This window comes from Ruegeria sp. BHSA118 (assembly GCF_059613405.1).
Genome location: NZ_JBXWSM010000020.1, coordinates 14,227 through 28,922, shown reverse-complemented (window position 1 = coordinate 28,922; position 14,696 = coordinate 14,227). Strand labels below are relative to the sequence as shown.

The following is a 14,696-nucleotide window of genomic DNA, read 5'->3' as shown; positions in this document are numbered from 1 at the left end:
ATGGGTTTGCGCAGCTTCTTTGACAGGATCGAGCCGAACTTTACCAAGGGCGGCAAGTACGAAAAGTACTTCCCCATCTACGAGATGGTGGAAAGCTTCATCTATACTCCGAAAACCGTGACCACGGTGGCGCCGCACGCGCGGTCCTATGTGGATATGAAGCGGATCATGACCTATGTCGTGATCGCGACGATCCCCTGCATCCTGTGGGGGATGTGGAACACCGGCTATCAGGCGAACTCGGCGATTGCTTTGCTGGGTCCTGAATCGGCCACCGGCTGGCGGATTGCCTTGTTGCAGATGTTCGGGATTTCGCTGGACCCGTCCAGCATCTTTGCCAACGTCATGCATGGTCTGATGTATTTCCTTCCGATCTACATCGTCACGCTGGTCGCGGGCGGTATCTTCGAGGTCATCTTTGCCACCGTGCGCGGTCATGAGGTGAACGAAGGTTTCCTCGTAACATCAATGCTTTACACACTGATCATGCCTGCTACGACGCCGCTGTGGCAGGTGGCTTTGGGCATCATCTTCGGCGTTGTGATCGGTAAGGAAGTGTTTGGCGGCACCGGCAAGAACTTTCTCAACCCCGCGCTTGTGGGGCGGGCGTTTTTGTATTTCGCTTATCCGGCGCAGATGTCGGGTGATTCAGTCTGGACACCCGTTGACGGGTTCTCGGGCGCAACTGCATTGGGCGTGTCTGCGGCCGAAGGCGTGCAGGCGCTGGCCGCTGAAGGCATCACCTGGTCGAGCGCGTTTTTCGGCACCATTCAGGGCAGCTTTGGCGAGACATCGACACTGGCCTGCATGATCGGTCTGGCTTTCCTGTTGATGACCAAGATCGCCAACTACCGCCTGATTGTGGGCTGTCTGGCGGGCACCATCGGCTTTACCCTGCTGTTGAACCTGATCGGATCGGACACCAACCCGATGTTCGCGATGCCATGGTACTGGCACATCGTGCTGGGCGGTTACGCTTTCGGGCTGGCCTTTATGGTGACGGAACCGGTTTCGGCCAGCCACACCAATATAGGGCGTTATATCTATGGCGCTCTGATCGGTGTCATGGTCGTGATGATCCGCGTAATCAACCCGGCTTTCCCCGAAGGCATGATGCTGGCAATCCTGTTCGGCAACGTCTTTGCACCGCTGATCGACTATTTCGTCGTGCAAGCCAACATCAAACGGAGGGCGCGTCGCCATGTCTGATACGCAATCCCCGGATCAAAACGAGGCACCCAAGGGCGCATTGGCCAAATTCCTGGCGGCCTCGCCGGATTCTGTTGGCAAGACGATCTTTATCGCCGTTGCCGTCTGTCTGGTCGCCTCAATGGTCGTGTCGGCTGCGGCTGTCAGCCTGCGCCCAGTGCAGGAAACCAACCGCCTGAAAGACAAGCAGGTCAACGTTCTGCAGGTGGCGGGCGTGTTCCAGCCCGGCATCGACGTGACCGAGGCCTTCGCCGCTTTTGAACCACATGTGCTGGAGCTGTCCACAGGCGCCTTCGTCGATGATCAGTTTGACCCAACCACGTTTGACGACATCGCCGCCGCCAGCGATCCAGAGCTGAGCGTCGCGTTGGACAATGACCCCGCCGGTATCGGACGCAAATCCAAATACCGTGTTATCTATCTGCTGCGTGACGACGCGGGTGATCTCGACAAGGTGATCCTGCCGCTGCACGGATACGGTCTTTGGTCGACGCTCTATGGATTTATCGCGCTTGAGAACAACGGCAACGATATCTACGGCCTGCAATTCTATCAGCATGGTGAAACTCCGGGTCTTGGGGCCGAGGTGGACAACCCACGCTGGAAAGCCTTGTGGAACGGGAAAAAGCTGCGCGACGAAGCGGGTGATCTGCAAATCACCGTTGCCAAATCGCAGCCCGCCGCCGGGCCAGATTTCTATGTGGATGCGCTGGCGGGGGCCACGCTGACGTCGGTCGGTGTCGATAACCTGGTGAAATTCTGGATGGGTGATGCGGGCTACGCTCCGTTCCTGGCCAAACTGCAAGCAGGAGAGATTTGATGTCCCAGACCAAGAAAGAGATGCTGGTCGACCCGCTTGTCGACAACAACCCGATTACCCTGCAGGTGCTTGGCATCTGTTCGGCACTGGCGGTGACCTCGTCGCTGCAAGTGTCGTTCGTGATGGCACTGGCGGTGACATTTGTGACGTCTTTCTCGTCCTTCTTCATCTCGTGCCTTCGCAACCAGATCCCTGGTTCGATCCGGATCATCGTTCAGATGGTGATCATTGCCTCGCTGGTGATCCTCGTGGATCAGGTGCTCAAGGCCTATGCCTTCGAGATTTCGAAAACCCTGTCGGTTTTCGTTGGTCTGATCATCACCAACTGTATCGTGATGGGCCGTGCCGAGGCGTTTGCGATGAAGAACCCCCCGGTTGCGTCCTTTATCGACGGCATGGGCAACGGCATGGGCTATGGCCTGATCCTGCTGCTGGTCGGCTTTATTCGCGAGTTGTTCGGGGCAGGGTCGCTGTTCGGCGTCACCATTCTGGAGACCGTCAACAATGGCGGCTGGTACGTGCCGAACGGCATGCTGCTTCTGCCACCGTCGGCGTTCTTCATCATCGGTCTGATCATCTGGGCCTTCCGCACCTGGAAGCCGAACCAGGTGGAAGAGCGTGAATACAAAATTCAGCAGGTAGAGGCCCACTGATGGAAGGTCTGATCTCACTGGCCGTAAAGGCCATCTTTGTCGAAAACCTTGCGCTCAGCTTCTTCCTGGGGATGTGTACCTTCATCGCCGTGTCCAAGAAGATCTCGACCGCGCTGGGTCTGGGTATTTCGGTCATGGTCGTGCAGGCCATCACCGTACCTGCCAACAACCTGCTGCTGAACTATCTGCTCAAGCCAGGTGCGCTGGCCTGGGCCGGGTTCCCGGATGTGGACCTGACCTTCCTTGGCCTGATTTCCTATATCGGCGTGATCGCGGCGATGGTGCAGATCCTGGAGATGGTTTTGGATAAATACTTCCCACCGCTTTACAATGCGTTGGGGATCTTTCTGCCACTGATCACGGTGAACTGCGCCATCCTTGGCGGGTCGCTGTTCATGGTAGAGCGTGACTATAACTTTGCCGAGGCGGCGACATATGGCTTGTCTTCCGGTTTTGGCTGGGCGCTGGCAATCACCGCAATGGCCGGAGTCCGGGAAAAGCTGAAATATTCAGACATCCCTGATGGTCTGCAAGGTCTGGGCATTACTTTCATTACCGCAGGTCTGATGGCTATGGCCTTCATGTCCTTCTCGGGCGTGAAACTGTAAGGGGGCGTTGATGGAAACCTTTACCTTAGGCGTAGCTCTTTTCACCTTAATCGTTCTGGCATTGGTGGCCATCATCATGGCCGCACGATCCAAGCTGGTGTCGACAGGAAACGTCAACATCACGATCAACGGCGAAAAGACCATTTCCGTTCCGGCAGGTGGCAAGCTGCTACAGACGCTGGCTGCCGAGAAGCTGTTTGTTCCTTCGGCCTGCGGTGGCGGCGGCACCTGTGCGCAGTGTCGGGTGCGGGTGCATTCGGGGGGCGGGTCTATCCTGCCAACCGAAGAAAGCCATATCACGAAACGCGAAGCCTCATGTGGTGATCGCCTGTCTTGCCAGGTGGCCGTCAAGCAGGACATGGATATCGAAGTTCCGGAAGAAGTCTTCGGCGTCAAGAAATGGGAATGTACCGTTCGGTCGAACGAAAACGTAGCGACCTTCATCAAGGCGTTGACGCTGGACCTGCCCGAAGGTGAGGATGTGAACTTCCGTGCCGGTGGCTACATCCAGATCGAAGCGCCTGCACACCAGTTGAAATACACGGATTTCGACATTGAAGAGGAATATCGCGAGGATTGGGATCGCTTCAATCTGTGGCAATATGAATCGGTGGTGAGCGAACCCATCGAGCGCGCCTATTCGATGGCCAACTACCCGGACGAAAAGGGCATGATCATGCTGAACGTGCGGGTTGCTTCGCCACCTCCGGGGTCAGAAGGCATCCCGGCCGGTCAGATGTCGTCTTACATCTTCAACCTGAAGCCGGGTGACAAGGTCACGATTTCGGGCCCATTCGGCGAGTTCTTTGCCCGCGAAACTGACAAAGAGATGGTCTTCATTGGCGGCGGCGCCGGTATGGCACCAATGCGCAGCCATATCTTTGATCAGCTCAAGCGTCTTGAGAACCGCAACCGCAAGATCAGCTTCTGGTACGGTGCGCGTTCAAAGAAAGAGATGTTCTTTGTCGAAGACTTCGACAGTCTGGCTGAAGAATTCGACAATTTCGAATGGCACGTGGCCCTGTCGGATGCGCAGCCAGAGGACGATTGGAAAGGCTATACCGGCTTCATCCACAATGTTCTTTTCGAGGAATACCTCAAGAACCACCCCGCGCCTGAAGATTGCGAATACTACATGTGTGGTCCGCCAATCATGAACCAGTCGGTCATCAACATGTTGCTGGATCTGGGCGTGGACCGCGAAGACATCATGCTCGACGATTTCGGCGGGTAAGGAACAAAAAAGAACCGGCGTTGAAGACGCCGGTTCTTTCATTTGGCGATCGGCCCGCGTTATTTTCCGTAATACTCTCGATACCACGCGACGAATTGTGTGATACCGTCTTTCAGATCTGTCTGGGGACGATAGTTCGTCAGTCTTTGTAGCAGCCGATTGTCCGCCCAGGTGGCATGAACATCACCCATCTGCATCGGCATGAAGTTCTTGATCGCCTTCTGCCCCACGGCCTGTTCGATGGCTTCTATGAAATCCATCAGGCGCACTTTTTCTCCGTTGCCGATATTCACAATGCGATAGGGCGCGACGGGCGACAGGCTGTCTCCGTCTTCGATATCCTCGCGGCTGGCTGGCCGTACCGGAGGCACGTCGATCAACAATCTGATGCCGCGCGCAAGGTCTTGGACATGGGTGAAATCCCGGTACATGTCGCCGTGATTGTAAATATCTATCGGGCGGCCATCCAGGATGGCGGCGACAAATTTGAAATACGCCAGATCCGGCCGCCCCCAGGTGCCGTAGACGGTAAAGAAGCGAAACATGGTCGTCGGCAAATCCCACAGATGCGCATAGGAATGCCCCATCGCCTCATTCGCCTTTTTTGTCGCAGAATAGATGGTCAGCTGGGTATCGGCTTTTTCCGTCTCGGTGAACGGCATGTCTTCGTTGGCACCGTAAATGGAAGAGGTCGATGCCATCAAAAGATGATCCACCTTATGCTGCCGTGCAATTTCCATCACGTTGAAAGTTCCAACGACATTCGATTCAACATAGCTGCGGGGGTGTTCCAAACTGTGTCTGACACCGGCTTGAGCCGCCAGATGAACGATGACTTCCGGCTGAAATTCCTCGGCGACCTGCATCAGCCGATCAAAGTTTTCCAACCGATCCTCGGTTGCAGTGAATCCGGGTGTCTGAAGCAGAATTTGATGCCGACGCTGTTTCAGGACCACATCATAGTAATCCGTCATCCCGTCGTATCCATGCACGCGGAACCCTTCCTCTAACAGCAGTTTTGCCAGATGGAACCCGATGAACCCCGCAGAGCCCGTAATCAAAACCCGTTTCATAGAACCCTCAAAACGCCCTGCACGATCATCGCTGAACAAAAGGTTCTGCCCCTGATGCCGGGTCAAACATTTTGAACTGCGCCGAAGGTCATATCGAACATCCAGGCGTCATTGGTCAACTCTTTGCTGATTCAATCAGATGCTCATTGCCGCCAATGGGCGAGAAGGATAGGGATCAACATGTATGATTACGAACTGGATCAGACGGAGGTTCGACCGCAGGGCGGGGCGGACAATGAATGCAGTGTCTTGCGACATTGCTCCGGCCGAGAAAGTGACGGCCGTGGGCGATATTCACGGTCGTCTGGACTTGTTGCAGGCGTTGTTGCCCAGACTGGACGATCAGAGCTTGCTGGTCTTTGTCGGAGATTACATCGATCGGGGGCCATACAGCGCGCAGGTGCTGCGCCACCTGTTTCACCTGAGCGAGACGTCAAGAGGACGCGTTCAATGCCTTCTTGGAAACCACGAAGAGTTTCTGTTGCAATTCCTGGAGGCACCGGAACGCAACGCTCGGATCTGGTTTCAAAATGGGGGTGTGCAAACGTTGGCGTCTTTCGGGCTGAAACCGCCCGGGGATATCGACAACAACCAGCAGGTTCGAAAACTGGCGGATGATCTTCGCCTTAAGATGGGGGAAAGCCTGATCAACTGGCTTGCCGACCGGCCTTTGACCTGGACCACCGGCAACGTCACTTTCGTTCATGCGGCGCTGGACCCCCGACATCCGATTGAGACCCAGGATCGCCAGATTTGCCTTTGGGGGCATCCCATGTTTCCCAGGTTGGCCCGCAACGATGGCCAATGGGTGGTGCATGGCCACATCATCGTGGACCTGCCCCGGGTCAGGAACCGGGTGGTTTCGATTGACACGGGCGCTTTCGCTTCGGGTCGATTGACAGCCGCCGAGATCAACGCCGGAAGTATTCAATTCACCTCGACCGGATGAATAGTGGGCCTTTAACCGACGATCATTTGCTTCATGCGAAGCGCTTCATATTCCAGCTCTTTGAGACGGAAGTGGACAACGTCTCCGATCGTGATGACGCCGCACAAATTGCCGTCGCGCAGCACTGGCATGTGGCGAAAACGGCCTTCGGTCATTGTTTTCAGGACTTCATTCAGCAGGTCATCCGGTGTGCAGGTCTTAACATCCCTGGTCATGAGGTCTTCGACCGATTGCGGAAGGGTCTGGCCGGGTGTATCTGCCATTCGCCGAACGATGTCGCGTTCTGACAAGATCCCCTGCAATGCCCCGTTCTGATCCGTCACGAGAACAGCACCGATCCGCTTTTCCTTCAGCGTGTTGACCACAGAATGGATGGTGTCATTTGGCCGCACCGAAAACACCGCGTCCCCTTTACCTTCAAGCAGCCTGGCCACGGTTGTCTGCGAATGTGACAGGTTCGATTCCGCAGACTGGCTGTACGTCGTCTTGTCAGCCTTGTCGCCACGCGAAGGCGACTGGTAAGAGGTTGGAGCCATGGGCAATCTCCTTGTGGTTCTTGCAAAGTCTTTCCCTTTTACCTTAGCGCAGCTAAACGACCTGTATAGGGTGCAATTGCGCCGATCGGCAAAAACGCAGGCCCGGAAAGGACGTTCAAGCCATTGAGTGAACTCTATCTTACTCCACCCATAGCGGCATTGATCTTCTTTGCCGTTGTTGTATGCGGCCACAATTTCCGCATGGCGTGGAAGCAGCAGCCACCGGGTTGGCAAAAACGTGCGTGGTTGTTCGGCGTTCCGGCGGGGGTCGGCCTTTTGGTACTGGGTTTCCTGCCGCTGAAGATGTGATCGCAGTTTGACTCTGGCGGGGGCCACTGGCATATGCCGGGCACAGAATTTCCCGGAGATCGACCGATGCGTCTTATGCCTTTACTGGCCGTTGCCACCCTTCTTTCCGGCTGTTTGTTCGACAAGGAACCCGAGGTGGTTCGTCTGTCGGGCGAAACGATGGGCACGACCTTCAACATAACCGCGATCGGCGAAGATCTTGATGAGGTCGCATTGGCCGCAGCTGTCGAAGAGACGCTGGCCAAGGTGAACGCCAAGATGTCCAACTGGGATCCAAAATCCGAGGTTTCCGTTTTTTCGGCGTCAACCAGCACAGCCCCCGTTCCGGTCTCGGACGAACTCGCGCTGGTCCTTTCGGCAGCCAATGACGTGCACGAAAAAACCGGTGGGACCTTTGACGTAACTCTGGGCCCGCTGATCGAACTTTGGGGCTTTGGCCCGCGCAAGCCCGAGGATCCGGTGCCATCGGATGCCGAAATCGAGGCCGCGTTAAGCGGCGTTGGGCAAGCCCGTTTGCTGACGCTCGATACCGAAGCCGGCACGCTGTCGAAGGCTGATCCGCAGGTGGGCATCAACCTGTCGGCGATTGCGAAGGGATATGGCATCGATGCGGTTGCCGGCGCATTGCAGGATGCCGGTATCGACGATTACCTTGTCGAGATCGGCGGTGATCTTGTCGCCAAAGGCAAGAATGAGCAGGGCGAAGCCTGGCGCATTGGCATCGAAAAACCTGAAACGGGCGCTCAGAGCATTCAATTGATCGTTTCCCTGGATGATCGTGGCATGGCCAGCTCGGGCGATTACAAGAATTTCTTCGAACAGGATGGTGTGCGTTATTCGCATATTATCGATCCGACCACGGGACGTCCGATCACACATCGCACGACCTCTGTCACGGTTCTGGCGGAAAACGCAATGTTGGCAGATGCCTGGGCAACGGCCATGCTGGCTTTGGGTCAGAAGAAGGGAATGGACATTGCGGAAAAGCATAAACTTGCCGTGTACTTCATTTCGCGGGATGTGACAGGCGGCGAAGATGCCTATATTACGTCGCACAGCACCGCGTTCAAAGACGCTTTGGGAACAAACTGACAGGCAGGAACCGAGATGAGCACTTTTATTCTGGCCTTTATTCTTTTGGCGCTTGTCATGGTCGGCATGTCATTGGGTGTCATGCTGATGGGCAAGACCATCAAAGGCAGCTGCGGCGGCCTGAACGCGATCTCGGGCGCTGATAAATGCGTTGTGTGTCAAAAGGATGTCGATCCGGACAGCCCGCTGCGCGATCAATTGCAGTGCAAACGTGCCAGGAAGATGCTGGAACAGTTGGAACATCAGGTCTGAAGCAAGTTTTGCTTCGCTCTGCGGATGGAAGTGGCTAACTAGGTCCCATTGACTTTCGGGGAGGCACCGCGTTGGCCAAGGCAAAGAATATCCTGTTCATCATGTTCGACCAGCTGCGCTGGGATTATCTGAGTTGTTACGGGCACCCACATCTGCATACTCCGAATATCGATCGTCTGGCCGCGCGCGGTGTCCGCTTTGACCGGGCCTATATCCAGTCACCGATATGCGGCAGTTCCCGCATGTCGACCTATACCGGGCGCTATGTGCATTCCCATGGGGCCTCATGGAACAACATTCCCCTCAAAGTGGGTGAGATCACGTTGGGCGACCACCTGCGCAAAGCGGGAATGGATTGCTGGCTGGTCGGCAAGACCCATATGGCCGCCGATGCCGAGGGGATGGCCCGTCTTGGGTTGGAGCCTGACAGCATCATCGGGGCCCGCGTCGCGGAATGCGGGTTTGACGTGTTCGAACGCGATGACGGGTTGCGCGCAGAGGGTCCGGACGGGTTCTATGACCCGGACGGGGCAAAGAAATACAACCATTACCTTGCAGACAAGGGATACGAGAGCGACAATCCGTGGCATGATTTTGCCAATTCCGGTCTGGATGCCGATGGCAATGTGCTGTCGGGGTGGTTCCTGAAGAATTCATCCGAACCTGCAAATATCGCGGAAGAGGACAGTGAAACACCATATCTGACCACCCGTGGAATCGAGTTCATGGACAGCCATGACGGTCCGTGGTGCTGTCACCTCAGCTACATCAAGCCTCACTGGCCTTACATCGTGCCGGAACCTTACGCTTCGATGTACGGGCCCGAACATGTTGTGCCCGTGGTTCGTTCGGAAGCTGAGCGAAAGAAAGCCCACCCCGTCCTGAAGGCCTTCATGGACACGAAGGTCGGGCAGGCATTTTCACGAAAGGATGTTCGCGAGGCGGTGATCCCGGCTTATATGGGGCTGATCAAACAAGCGGATGACCAGATGGGTCGTCTGTTCGACTGGATGGAGAAAACCGGGAGGATGGACGACACGATGATCGTGCTGACCTCGGATCACGGTGATTTTCTGGGCGACCACTGGATGGGTGAAAAGACATTCTTCCACGATGCCTCCACCAAAATGCCGCTGATCATCTATGACCCGTCACCCGAAGCGGACGTCACGCGCGGCACCACCTGCGACGCGCTGGTCGAGTCGATCGATCTGGCGCCGACGTTTCTGGAACTGGCAGGCGGCGAAAAGGCCGGGCATATTCTCGAGGGGCATTCTCTGCTGCCGATCCTGCATGGTCAGTCCGACAAGACGCCCCGAAAGATCGTGATCTGCGAGTATGACTATTCCGCGTCCCCCATCGCGCAGCGACTGAATGCATCGGTTCGCGATGCGGTGATGTTCATGGTCGCGAATGAAAAGTGGAAGCTCATCCATTGCGAGGGCGGGTACAGGCCAATCCTGTTCGATCTGGAAAACGACCCCGATGAACTGGTGGATCTGGGTGACAGCGCGGATCATTCGGATGTCATCGCGCAGATGTACGATCACCTGTTTGCCTGGGCGCGGCGCCCGTCACAGCGCACCACCCGATCCGAACAGCAGTTGATCGATATGCGGACCCGAAGCGGGGGCACGGGCATCATGATCGGTATCTACGACGAAAACGACACGCCGCTGGAGCTGACGGTCAAGTATCGCAACCGCAAGGCGAAGCCATACACGCGTTACCTCAAAGACTAGTCTCGTCCGCGTTTTCACCGATAGAACCACGATGGCTTCGCGTCAAAGAATGCAGGGGATCATTGTCTCCCAGCGATGGACCGAAGCCGCCAGGCCTTTTGATTAATTCTGCGCAAATTGCCGCAAAGATGGTTCACCCCTTGCCGGCCAGACGCTAGAAGAAGACCCAAGAGCAGTAATCGGAGAATATCAATGCCAACCCCCAAACCCGTTGTTCTGTGCATTCTTGATGGGTGGGGCGTGTCAGACGACACTCAGGCGAACGCGCCCTATCTGGCGAACACGCCGACCTTTGACGCGATCATGGCCAAATGCCCGCACGCCACGCTGACAACGCATGGCCCGGACGTCGGTCTGCCCAGCGGGCAGATGGGTAATTCCGAAGTCGGTCATACAAATATAGGTGCGGGCCGCGTTGTGGCCATGGATCTGGGGCAGATCGACCTGGCCATCGAAGACGGTTCGTTCTTTGGCAATGAGGCATTGCAGGCATTCATTTCCAAGGTCAAATCCTCAGGGGGGACGGCTCATCTCATGGGGTTGGTCTCGGATGGTGGTGTCCACGGGCACCTGAACCACATCATCGCGGCAACCAAGGCCATTACGGATGCCGGTGTTCCGGTCGCCCTTCATGCCGTCACGGACGGGCGCGACGTGGCCCCCAAATCTGCGCTGACCTATTTTTCCCAGCTGGAAGAACGGCTGCCCGAGGGGGCCCGTGTTGTCACGGTAAGCGGTCGCTATTTCGCCATGGATCGCGACAATCGCTGGGAACGGATCGCAGAAGCTTATGACGCGATGATCAACGGCAAGGGCAGGGCGGCCAGCACCGCACATGGCGCCGTGGACCATGCCTACAACCAGTCTGAGTCTGACGAATTCATCACGCCGACCGTGTTGCAAGGTTACAAGGGCGTCAGCGACGGCGATGGCTTTTTCTGTCTTAATTTCCGCGCAGATCGTGCTCGCGAAATCCTGCGCGCGATTGGTGAACCGGGCTTTGCCGAGTTCGAAACCGGGCCGCGGCCGAAACTGTCGGCGCTGCTGGGTATGGTAGAGTATTCCGACGGTCACAACGCATATATGACCGCGGTTTTTCCGAAACGGGCGATTGTGAACACACTCGGGGAATGGGTCGCTAAGCAGGGGTTGCGTCAGTTCCGGCTGGCTGAAACCGAAAAATACCCCCATGTCACTTTTTTCCTGAACGGGGGCAAGGAGACCCCTGAACAGGGTGAAGATCGCTATATGCCCAAATCACCCAAGGTTGCGACCTATGATTTGCTACCCGAGATGTCCTCGGCCGAGGTCACAGCCAAATTTGTCGAGGCGATCGAACAAGGTTACGACCTGATCGTAACCAATTACGCCAACCCTGATATGGTCGGGCATACCGGCGACCTACAAGCTGCGATCAAGGCATGCGAGGCCGTTGATGCGGGGTTGGCTCAGGTCGTTGCCGCCTTGGAAAAAGCAGGCGGAGCAATGATCCTCACCGCCGATCACGGTAACTGTGAAGTGATGGTTGATCCGGAAACCGGCGGTCCGCATACGGCGCACACGCTGAACCCGGTGCCCATAGCTTTGGTCGGAGGGCCAGAGGGCGCGCAGGTGCGTCAGGGGCGGTTATCTGATCTGGCACCAACCCTGCTTGATCTGATGAACCTGCCCAAACCGCCGGAAATGACCGGAGAAAGCCTGCTGTCATGCGGCTGACCGCCCTAGCGATTGTGCTGCTTTCCGCTTGTCAGGCCTTTGCCCAGACCGACTCTTCTCGGGCAGCATTGGATGCGGCAAGGATGCTGGAACAGGCGTCGATCTCTTTGAGCGAAGCAGAAGGCGCACGGGATCGGGTGCGGGCGCTGACCGAAACGATACAAGCCTATGAGGCCGGGCTGAGCGCGATGCGCACTGGTCTGCGCAAGGCTGCAACACGCGAAGCGCAACTGAGCGCACAACTGAGGGCGCGTGAAAAGGACGTCAGGCAGTTGCTTGGCGTATTGCAAACCATCGAAACGACCGCACCGCCAGTGCTGATGTTGCACCCGTCAGGCCCATTGGGCGCGGCGCGGGCCGGAATGATGCTGTCTGAGGTCACGCCTGGTCTCAATGCAAAAGCGCAAGCGCTGGCACAGGACCTGCAAGAGGTTCAGACCTTGCGTCTGCTGCAACAAAGCGCCTCGGAAACTTTGACCGAAGGGCTGCGCGGTGTGCAGGACGCCCGCACGCGGTTGAGCGAAGCGATTGCCGACCGCACTGATTTACCGCGTCGGTTTGTCGAAGACCCGGTGCGCACGGCCATTCTGATATCTTCAACCGAGACTCTGGATGGCTTTGCAAGCGGTCTGTCAGAGATTTCAGAGGGCGAGATCATTGAAACCGACGCAAGCATCCTGGATCAGAAGGGAAAGATTCCCTTGCCGGTACAGGGCGTCTTGCTGCACAAGGCCGGAGAGCCGGACGCCGCAGGGGTCGCCCGCGCTGGTCTGGTCATCGGCACCCGTTCCCGTGCGCTTGTAACATCCCCCACTGCGGCCACGATCCGCTATCGCGGGCCATTGCTGGATTTGGGAAACCTGGTCATTCTGGAACCGCAACCGGGGCTGTTGTTCGTGTTTTCGGGCTTGCAAGAGGTCTATGGTCAACCCGGGCAGGTGATCCCCAAAGGCACTCCGGTCGGCCTGATGCCGGGTGAAACGCCGGAAATCGGCGCAATATTGTCAACAAGCGGTGATGGCACTGGAACTGATCGTCCAGAAACGCTCTATATAGAGGTAAGAGAAGATAACACCCCGGTGGACCCGGAAACTTGGTTTCGGACCGACAAGGATGGATAAACGAGTATGAAGAAATTTGTGATGGCCGGTTTGGCCGGAACTGTGGCAGGCATTCTTGCGACAACGCAGATTGCAGGTCCCCTGCTGGCGCAGGAGGCTGTGAACAAGGCCAGCGTCTATGAACAGCTTGATCTGTTCGGTGACATTTTCGAACGCATCCGTGCGCAATATGTCGAAGAGGTCGAGCCAGAAGAACTTATCGAGGCGGCAATCGATGGTATGCTGACCTCTCTTGATCCGCATTCCAGTTATCTTTCGCCTGATGATGCCGAACAGATGCGCGTGCAGACCCGGGGCGAGTTCGGTGGATTGGGTATTGAGGTGACGCAGGAAGACGGTTTTGTCAAAGTCGTATCACCCATCGACGACACACCGGCTGACGAGGCCGGGATCGAAGCCGGAGATTTCATCACACATGTGGATGGCGAAAGCATTCTGGGCCTGACACTGGACAAGGCGGTGGATCTGATGCGGGGTCCGGTGGGCTCCGAGATCGTTATTACCGTCGTGCGCGAAGGCGAACCTGATCCCTTTGATGTCACCATTATCCGTGACACGATCAAGCTGACCGCCGTTCGCGCCCGCACCGAAGGCACAAGTGTCGTCCTGCGGGTAACGACCTTCAATGATCAGACCTTCCCCAACTTGCAGGAAGGGTTGAAGGAACAGATCGAAGAAGCCGGTGGCATCGACAAGGTCAATGGTGTCGTACTGGACCTGCGCAACAACCCGGGCGGTCTGTTGACACAGGCCATCAAAGTTTCGGATGCGTTCCTGAACGAAGGGGAAATCGTCTCGACCCGTGGACGGGACCCGGAAGAGGGTGAGCGTTTCAACGCCACCCCCGGCGATCTGGCAGAAGGCAAACCCATTGTCGTGTTGATCAATGGCGGTTCGGCCTCGGCATCTGAAATCGTCGCGGGCGCGTTACAGGATCATCGCCGGGCCATCGTGGTCGGCACCAAAAGCTTCGGCAAGGGGTCGGTTCAGACGGTGATGCCGCTGCGGGGTGATGGTGCGATGCGTCTGACCACGTCCCGGTACTACACCCCATCGGGGCGGTCGATTCAGGCTCTGGGTGTCAGCCCTGACATCATCGTGGAACAACCCCGCCCGGCGCCAGAACCGGAAGAGGAAGAAACCAACGCCCGTTCGCGCTCCGAGGCCGACCTGCGCGGTAGCCTCAACAATGACAGCCTGAGCCAAGACGAGATCCGCCAGATCGAAGAAGATCGCGCCAAGGCCCAGGCAACGGCAGAGCTGAGGGAAGAGGATTACCAGCTGGCCTATGCCATCGATATCCTGAAGGGTCTGTCGGCCTTCAACCCCAACGGGCCATCGCAGTAAAACGGTAAGGGCTGCGCATGTCGCGGCCCTTACTG

15 protein-coding genes are annotated in these 14,696 nt (G+C 56.8%); 13 read left to right on the top strand and 2 right to left on the bottom strand.

What is annotated here, in order from left to right:
- From AC2FNN_RS08440 to nqrF, 5 genes are read left to right on the top strand one after another with little or no spacing between them, the layout of a single operon-like run.
- Positions 1-1,209, top strand: a complete 1,209-nt coding sequence (locus AC2FNN_RS08440) for an NADH:ubiquinone reductase (Na(+)-transporting) subunit B (protein WP_496757876.1) — start codon at positions 1-3, stop codon at positions 1,207-1,209.
- Complete coding sequence (locus tag AC2FNN_RS08435) at positions 1,202-2,029, top strand: Na(+)-translocating NADH-quinone reductase subunit C (protein ID WP_496757875.1); 828 nt, start codon at positions 1,202-1,204, stop codon at positions 2,027-2,029. Before AC2FNN_RS08440 ends, AC2FNN_RS08435 begins: the two co-directional genes overlap by 8 nt.
- Positions 2,029-2,682 carry an NADH:ubiquinone reductase (Na(+)-transporting) subunit D gene (locus AC2FNN_RS08430; RefSeq protein WP_496757873.1) on the top strand — a complete coding sequence of 218 codons (654 nt, stop codon included), beginning with the start codon at positions 2,029-2,031 and terminating at the stop codon, positions 2,680-2,682. The genes AC2FNN_RS08435 and AC2FNN_RS08430 overlap by 1 nt, the downstream gene beginning before the upstream one ends.
- Entirely contained in the window at positions 2,682-3,290 is a 609-nt protein-coding gene (nqrE, locus tag AC2FNN_RS08425; RefSeq protein WP_050603817.1) for an NADH:ubiquinone reductase (Na(+)-transporting) subunit E, read from the top strand. The genes AC2FNN_RS08430 and nqrE overlap by 1 nt, the downstream gene beginning before the upstream one ends.
- Positions 3,291-3,300: 10 nt before the next feature.
- The gene (gene nqrF, locus AC2FNN_RS08420) at positions 3,301-4,524 is read left to right on the top strand and encodes an NADH:ubiquinone reductase (Na(+)-transporting) subunit F (protein ID WP_496757871.1); all 1,224 of its coding nucleotides are present in this window, start codon (positions 3,301-3,303) and stop codon (positions 4,522-4,524) included.
- A gap of 59 nt (positions 4,525-4,583) precedes the next feature.
- Here nqrF and AC2FNN_RS08415 read toward each other — a convergent pair whose 3' ends face one another.
- Positions 4,584-5,597, bottom strand: a complete 1,014-nt coding sequence (locus AC2FNN_RS08415; protein ID WP_496757869.1) for an NAD-dependent epimerase/dehydratase family protein — start codon at positions 5,595-5,597, stop codon at positions 4,584-4,586.
- Positions 5,598-5,832: 235 nt separating this feature from the next.
- Here AC2FNN_RS08415 and AC2FNN_RS08410 point away from each other — a divergent pair, with 235 nt between their 5' ends.
- Positions 5,833-6,546 (top strand): metallophosphoesterase family protein, encoded by a 714-nt coding sequence (locus AC2FNN_RS08410; protein ID WP_496757868.1) that lies wholly within the window; start codon positions 5,833-5,835, stop codon positions 6,544-6,546.
- 11 nt (positions 6,547-6,557) lie between these two features.
- Here the strand turns inward: AC2FNN_RS08410 and AC2FNN_RS08405 are convergent, their stop codons facing one another.
- Positions 6,558-7,082 (bottom strand): CBS domain-containing protein, encoded by a 525-nt coding sequence (locus AC2FNN_RS08405; protein ID WP_171636230.1) that lies wholly within the window; start codon positions 7,080-7,082, stop codon positions 6,558-6,560.
- Positions 7,083-7,205: 123 nt separating this feature from the next.
- Here AC2FNN_RS08405 and AC2FNN_RS08400 point away from each other — a divergent pair, with 123 nt between their 5' ends.
- From AC2FNN_RS08400 to AC2FNN_RS08370, 7 genes are all read left to right on the top strand, one after another.
- On the top strand, positions 7,206-7,391 hold the full coding sequence (locus AC2FNN_RS08400; RefSeq protein ID WP_170345279.1) for a hypothetical protein: 186 nt from the start codon (positions 7,206-7,208) through the stop codon (positions 7,389-7,391).
- 66 nt (positions 7,392-7,457) lie between these two features.
- A complete protein-coding gene (locus AC2FNN_RS08395; protein ID WP_496757866.1) occupies positions 7,458-8,483 on the top strand; it encodes an FAD:protein FMN transferase in 1,026 nt (341 codons plus the stop codon).
- Between the two features lie 15 nt (positions 8,484-8,498).
- Positions 8,499-8,735 carry a (Na+)-NQR maturation NqrM gene (gene nqrM, locus AC2FNN_RS08390; protein ID WP_496757865.1) on the top strand — a complete coding sequence of 79 codons (237 nt, stop codon included), beginning with the start codon at positions 8,499-8,501 and terminating at the stop codon, positions 8,733-8,735.
- Between the two features lie 71 nt (positions 8,736-8,806).
- Positions 8,807-10,477 (top strand): sulfatase-like hydrolase/transferase, encoded by a 1,671-nt coding sequence (locus AC2FNN_RS08385; protein ID WP_496757863.1) that lies wholly within the window; start codon positions 8,807-8,809, stop codon positions 10,475-10,477.
- Positions 10,478-10,669: 192 nt separating this feature from the next.
- Positions 10,670-12,193, top strand: a complete 1,524-nt coding sequence (gene gpmI, locus AC2FNN_RS08380) for a 2,3-bisphosphoglycerate-independent phosphoglycerate mutase (protein WP_496757862.1) — start codon at positions 10,670-10,672, stop codon at positions 12,191-12,193.
- A complete protein-coding gene (locus tag AC2FNN_RS08375) occupies positions 12,184-13,314 on the top strand; it encodes a murein hydrolase activator EnvC family protein (protein WP_496757860.1) in 1,131 nt (376 codons plus the stop codon). Before gpmI ends, AC2FNN_RS08375 begins: the two co-directional genes overlap by 10 nt.
- Positions 13,315-13,320: 6 nt before the next feature.
- Entirely contained in the window at positions 13,321-14,661 is a 1,341-nt protein-coding gene (locus AC2FNN_RS08370) for a S41 family peptidase (RefSeq protein WP_496757858.1), read from the top strand.
- Positions 14,662-14,696 lie beyond the last annotated feature (35 nt).

Excerpts from the sequence above, each read along its gene's own strand:
- AC2FNN_RS08440 (WP_496757876.1), top strand. The coding sequence starts at position 1 with ATGGGTTTGCGCAGCTTCTTTGACAGGATCGAGCCGAACTTTACCAAG.
- AC2FNN_RS08435 (WP_496757875.1), top strand. The coding sequence starts at position 1,202 with ATGTCTGATACGCAATCCCCGGATCAAAACGAGGCACCCAAGGGCGCA.
- AC2FNN_RS08430 (WP_496757873.1), top strand. The coding sequence starts at position 2,029 with ATGTCCCAGACCAAGAAAGAGATGCTGGTCGACCCGCTTGTCGACAAC.
- nqrE (WP_050603817.1), top strand. The coding sequence starts at position 2,682 with ATGGAAGGTCTGATCTCACTGGCCGTAAAGGCCATCTTTGTCGAAAAC.
- nqrF (WP_496757871.1), top strand. The coding sequence starts at position 3,301 with ATGGAAACCTTTACCTTAGGCGTAGCTCTTTTCACCTTAATCGTTCTG.
- AC2FNN_RS08415 (WP_496757869.1), bottom strand. The coding sequence starts at position 5,597 with ATGAAACGGGTTTTGATTACGGGCTCTGCGGGGTTCATCGGGTTCCAT.
- AC2FNN_RS08410 (WP_496757868.1), top strand. The coding sequence starts at position 5,833 with ATGAATGCAGTGTCTTGCGACATTGCTCCGGCCGAGAAAGTGACGGCC.
- AC2FNN_RS08405 (WP_171636230.1), bottom strand. The coding sequence starts at position 7,082 with ATGGCTCCAACCTCTTACCAGTCGCCTTCGCGTGGCGACAAGGCTGAC.
- AC2FNN_RS08395 (WP_496757866.1), top strand. The coding sequence starts at position 7,458 with ATGCGTCTTATGCCTTTACTGGCCGTTGCCACCCTTCTTTCCGGCTGT.
- nqrM (WP_496757865.1), top strand. The coding sequence starts at position 8,499 with ATGAGCACTTTTATTCTGGCCTTTATTCTTTTGGCGCTTGTCATGGTC.
- gpmI (WP_496757862.1), top strand. The coding sequence starts at position 10,670 with ATGCCAACCCCCAAACCCGTTGTTCTGTGCATTCTTGATGGGTGGGGC.
- AC2FNN_RS08375 (WP_496757860.1), top strand. The coding sequence starts at position 12,184 with ATGCGGCTGACCGCCCTAGCGATTGTGCTGCTTTCCGCTTGTCAGGCC.
- AC2FNN_RS08370 (WP_496757858.1), top strand. The coding sequence starts at position 13,321 with ATGAAGAAATTTGTGATGGCCGGTTTGGCCGGAACTGTGGCAGGCATT.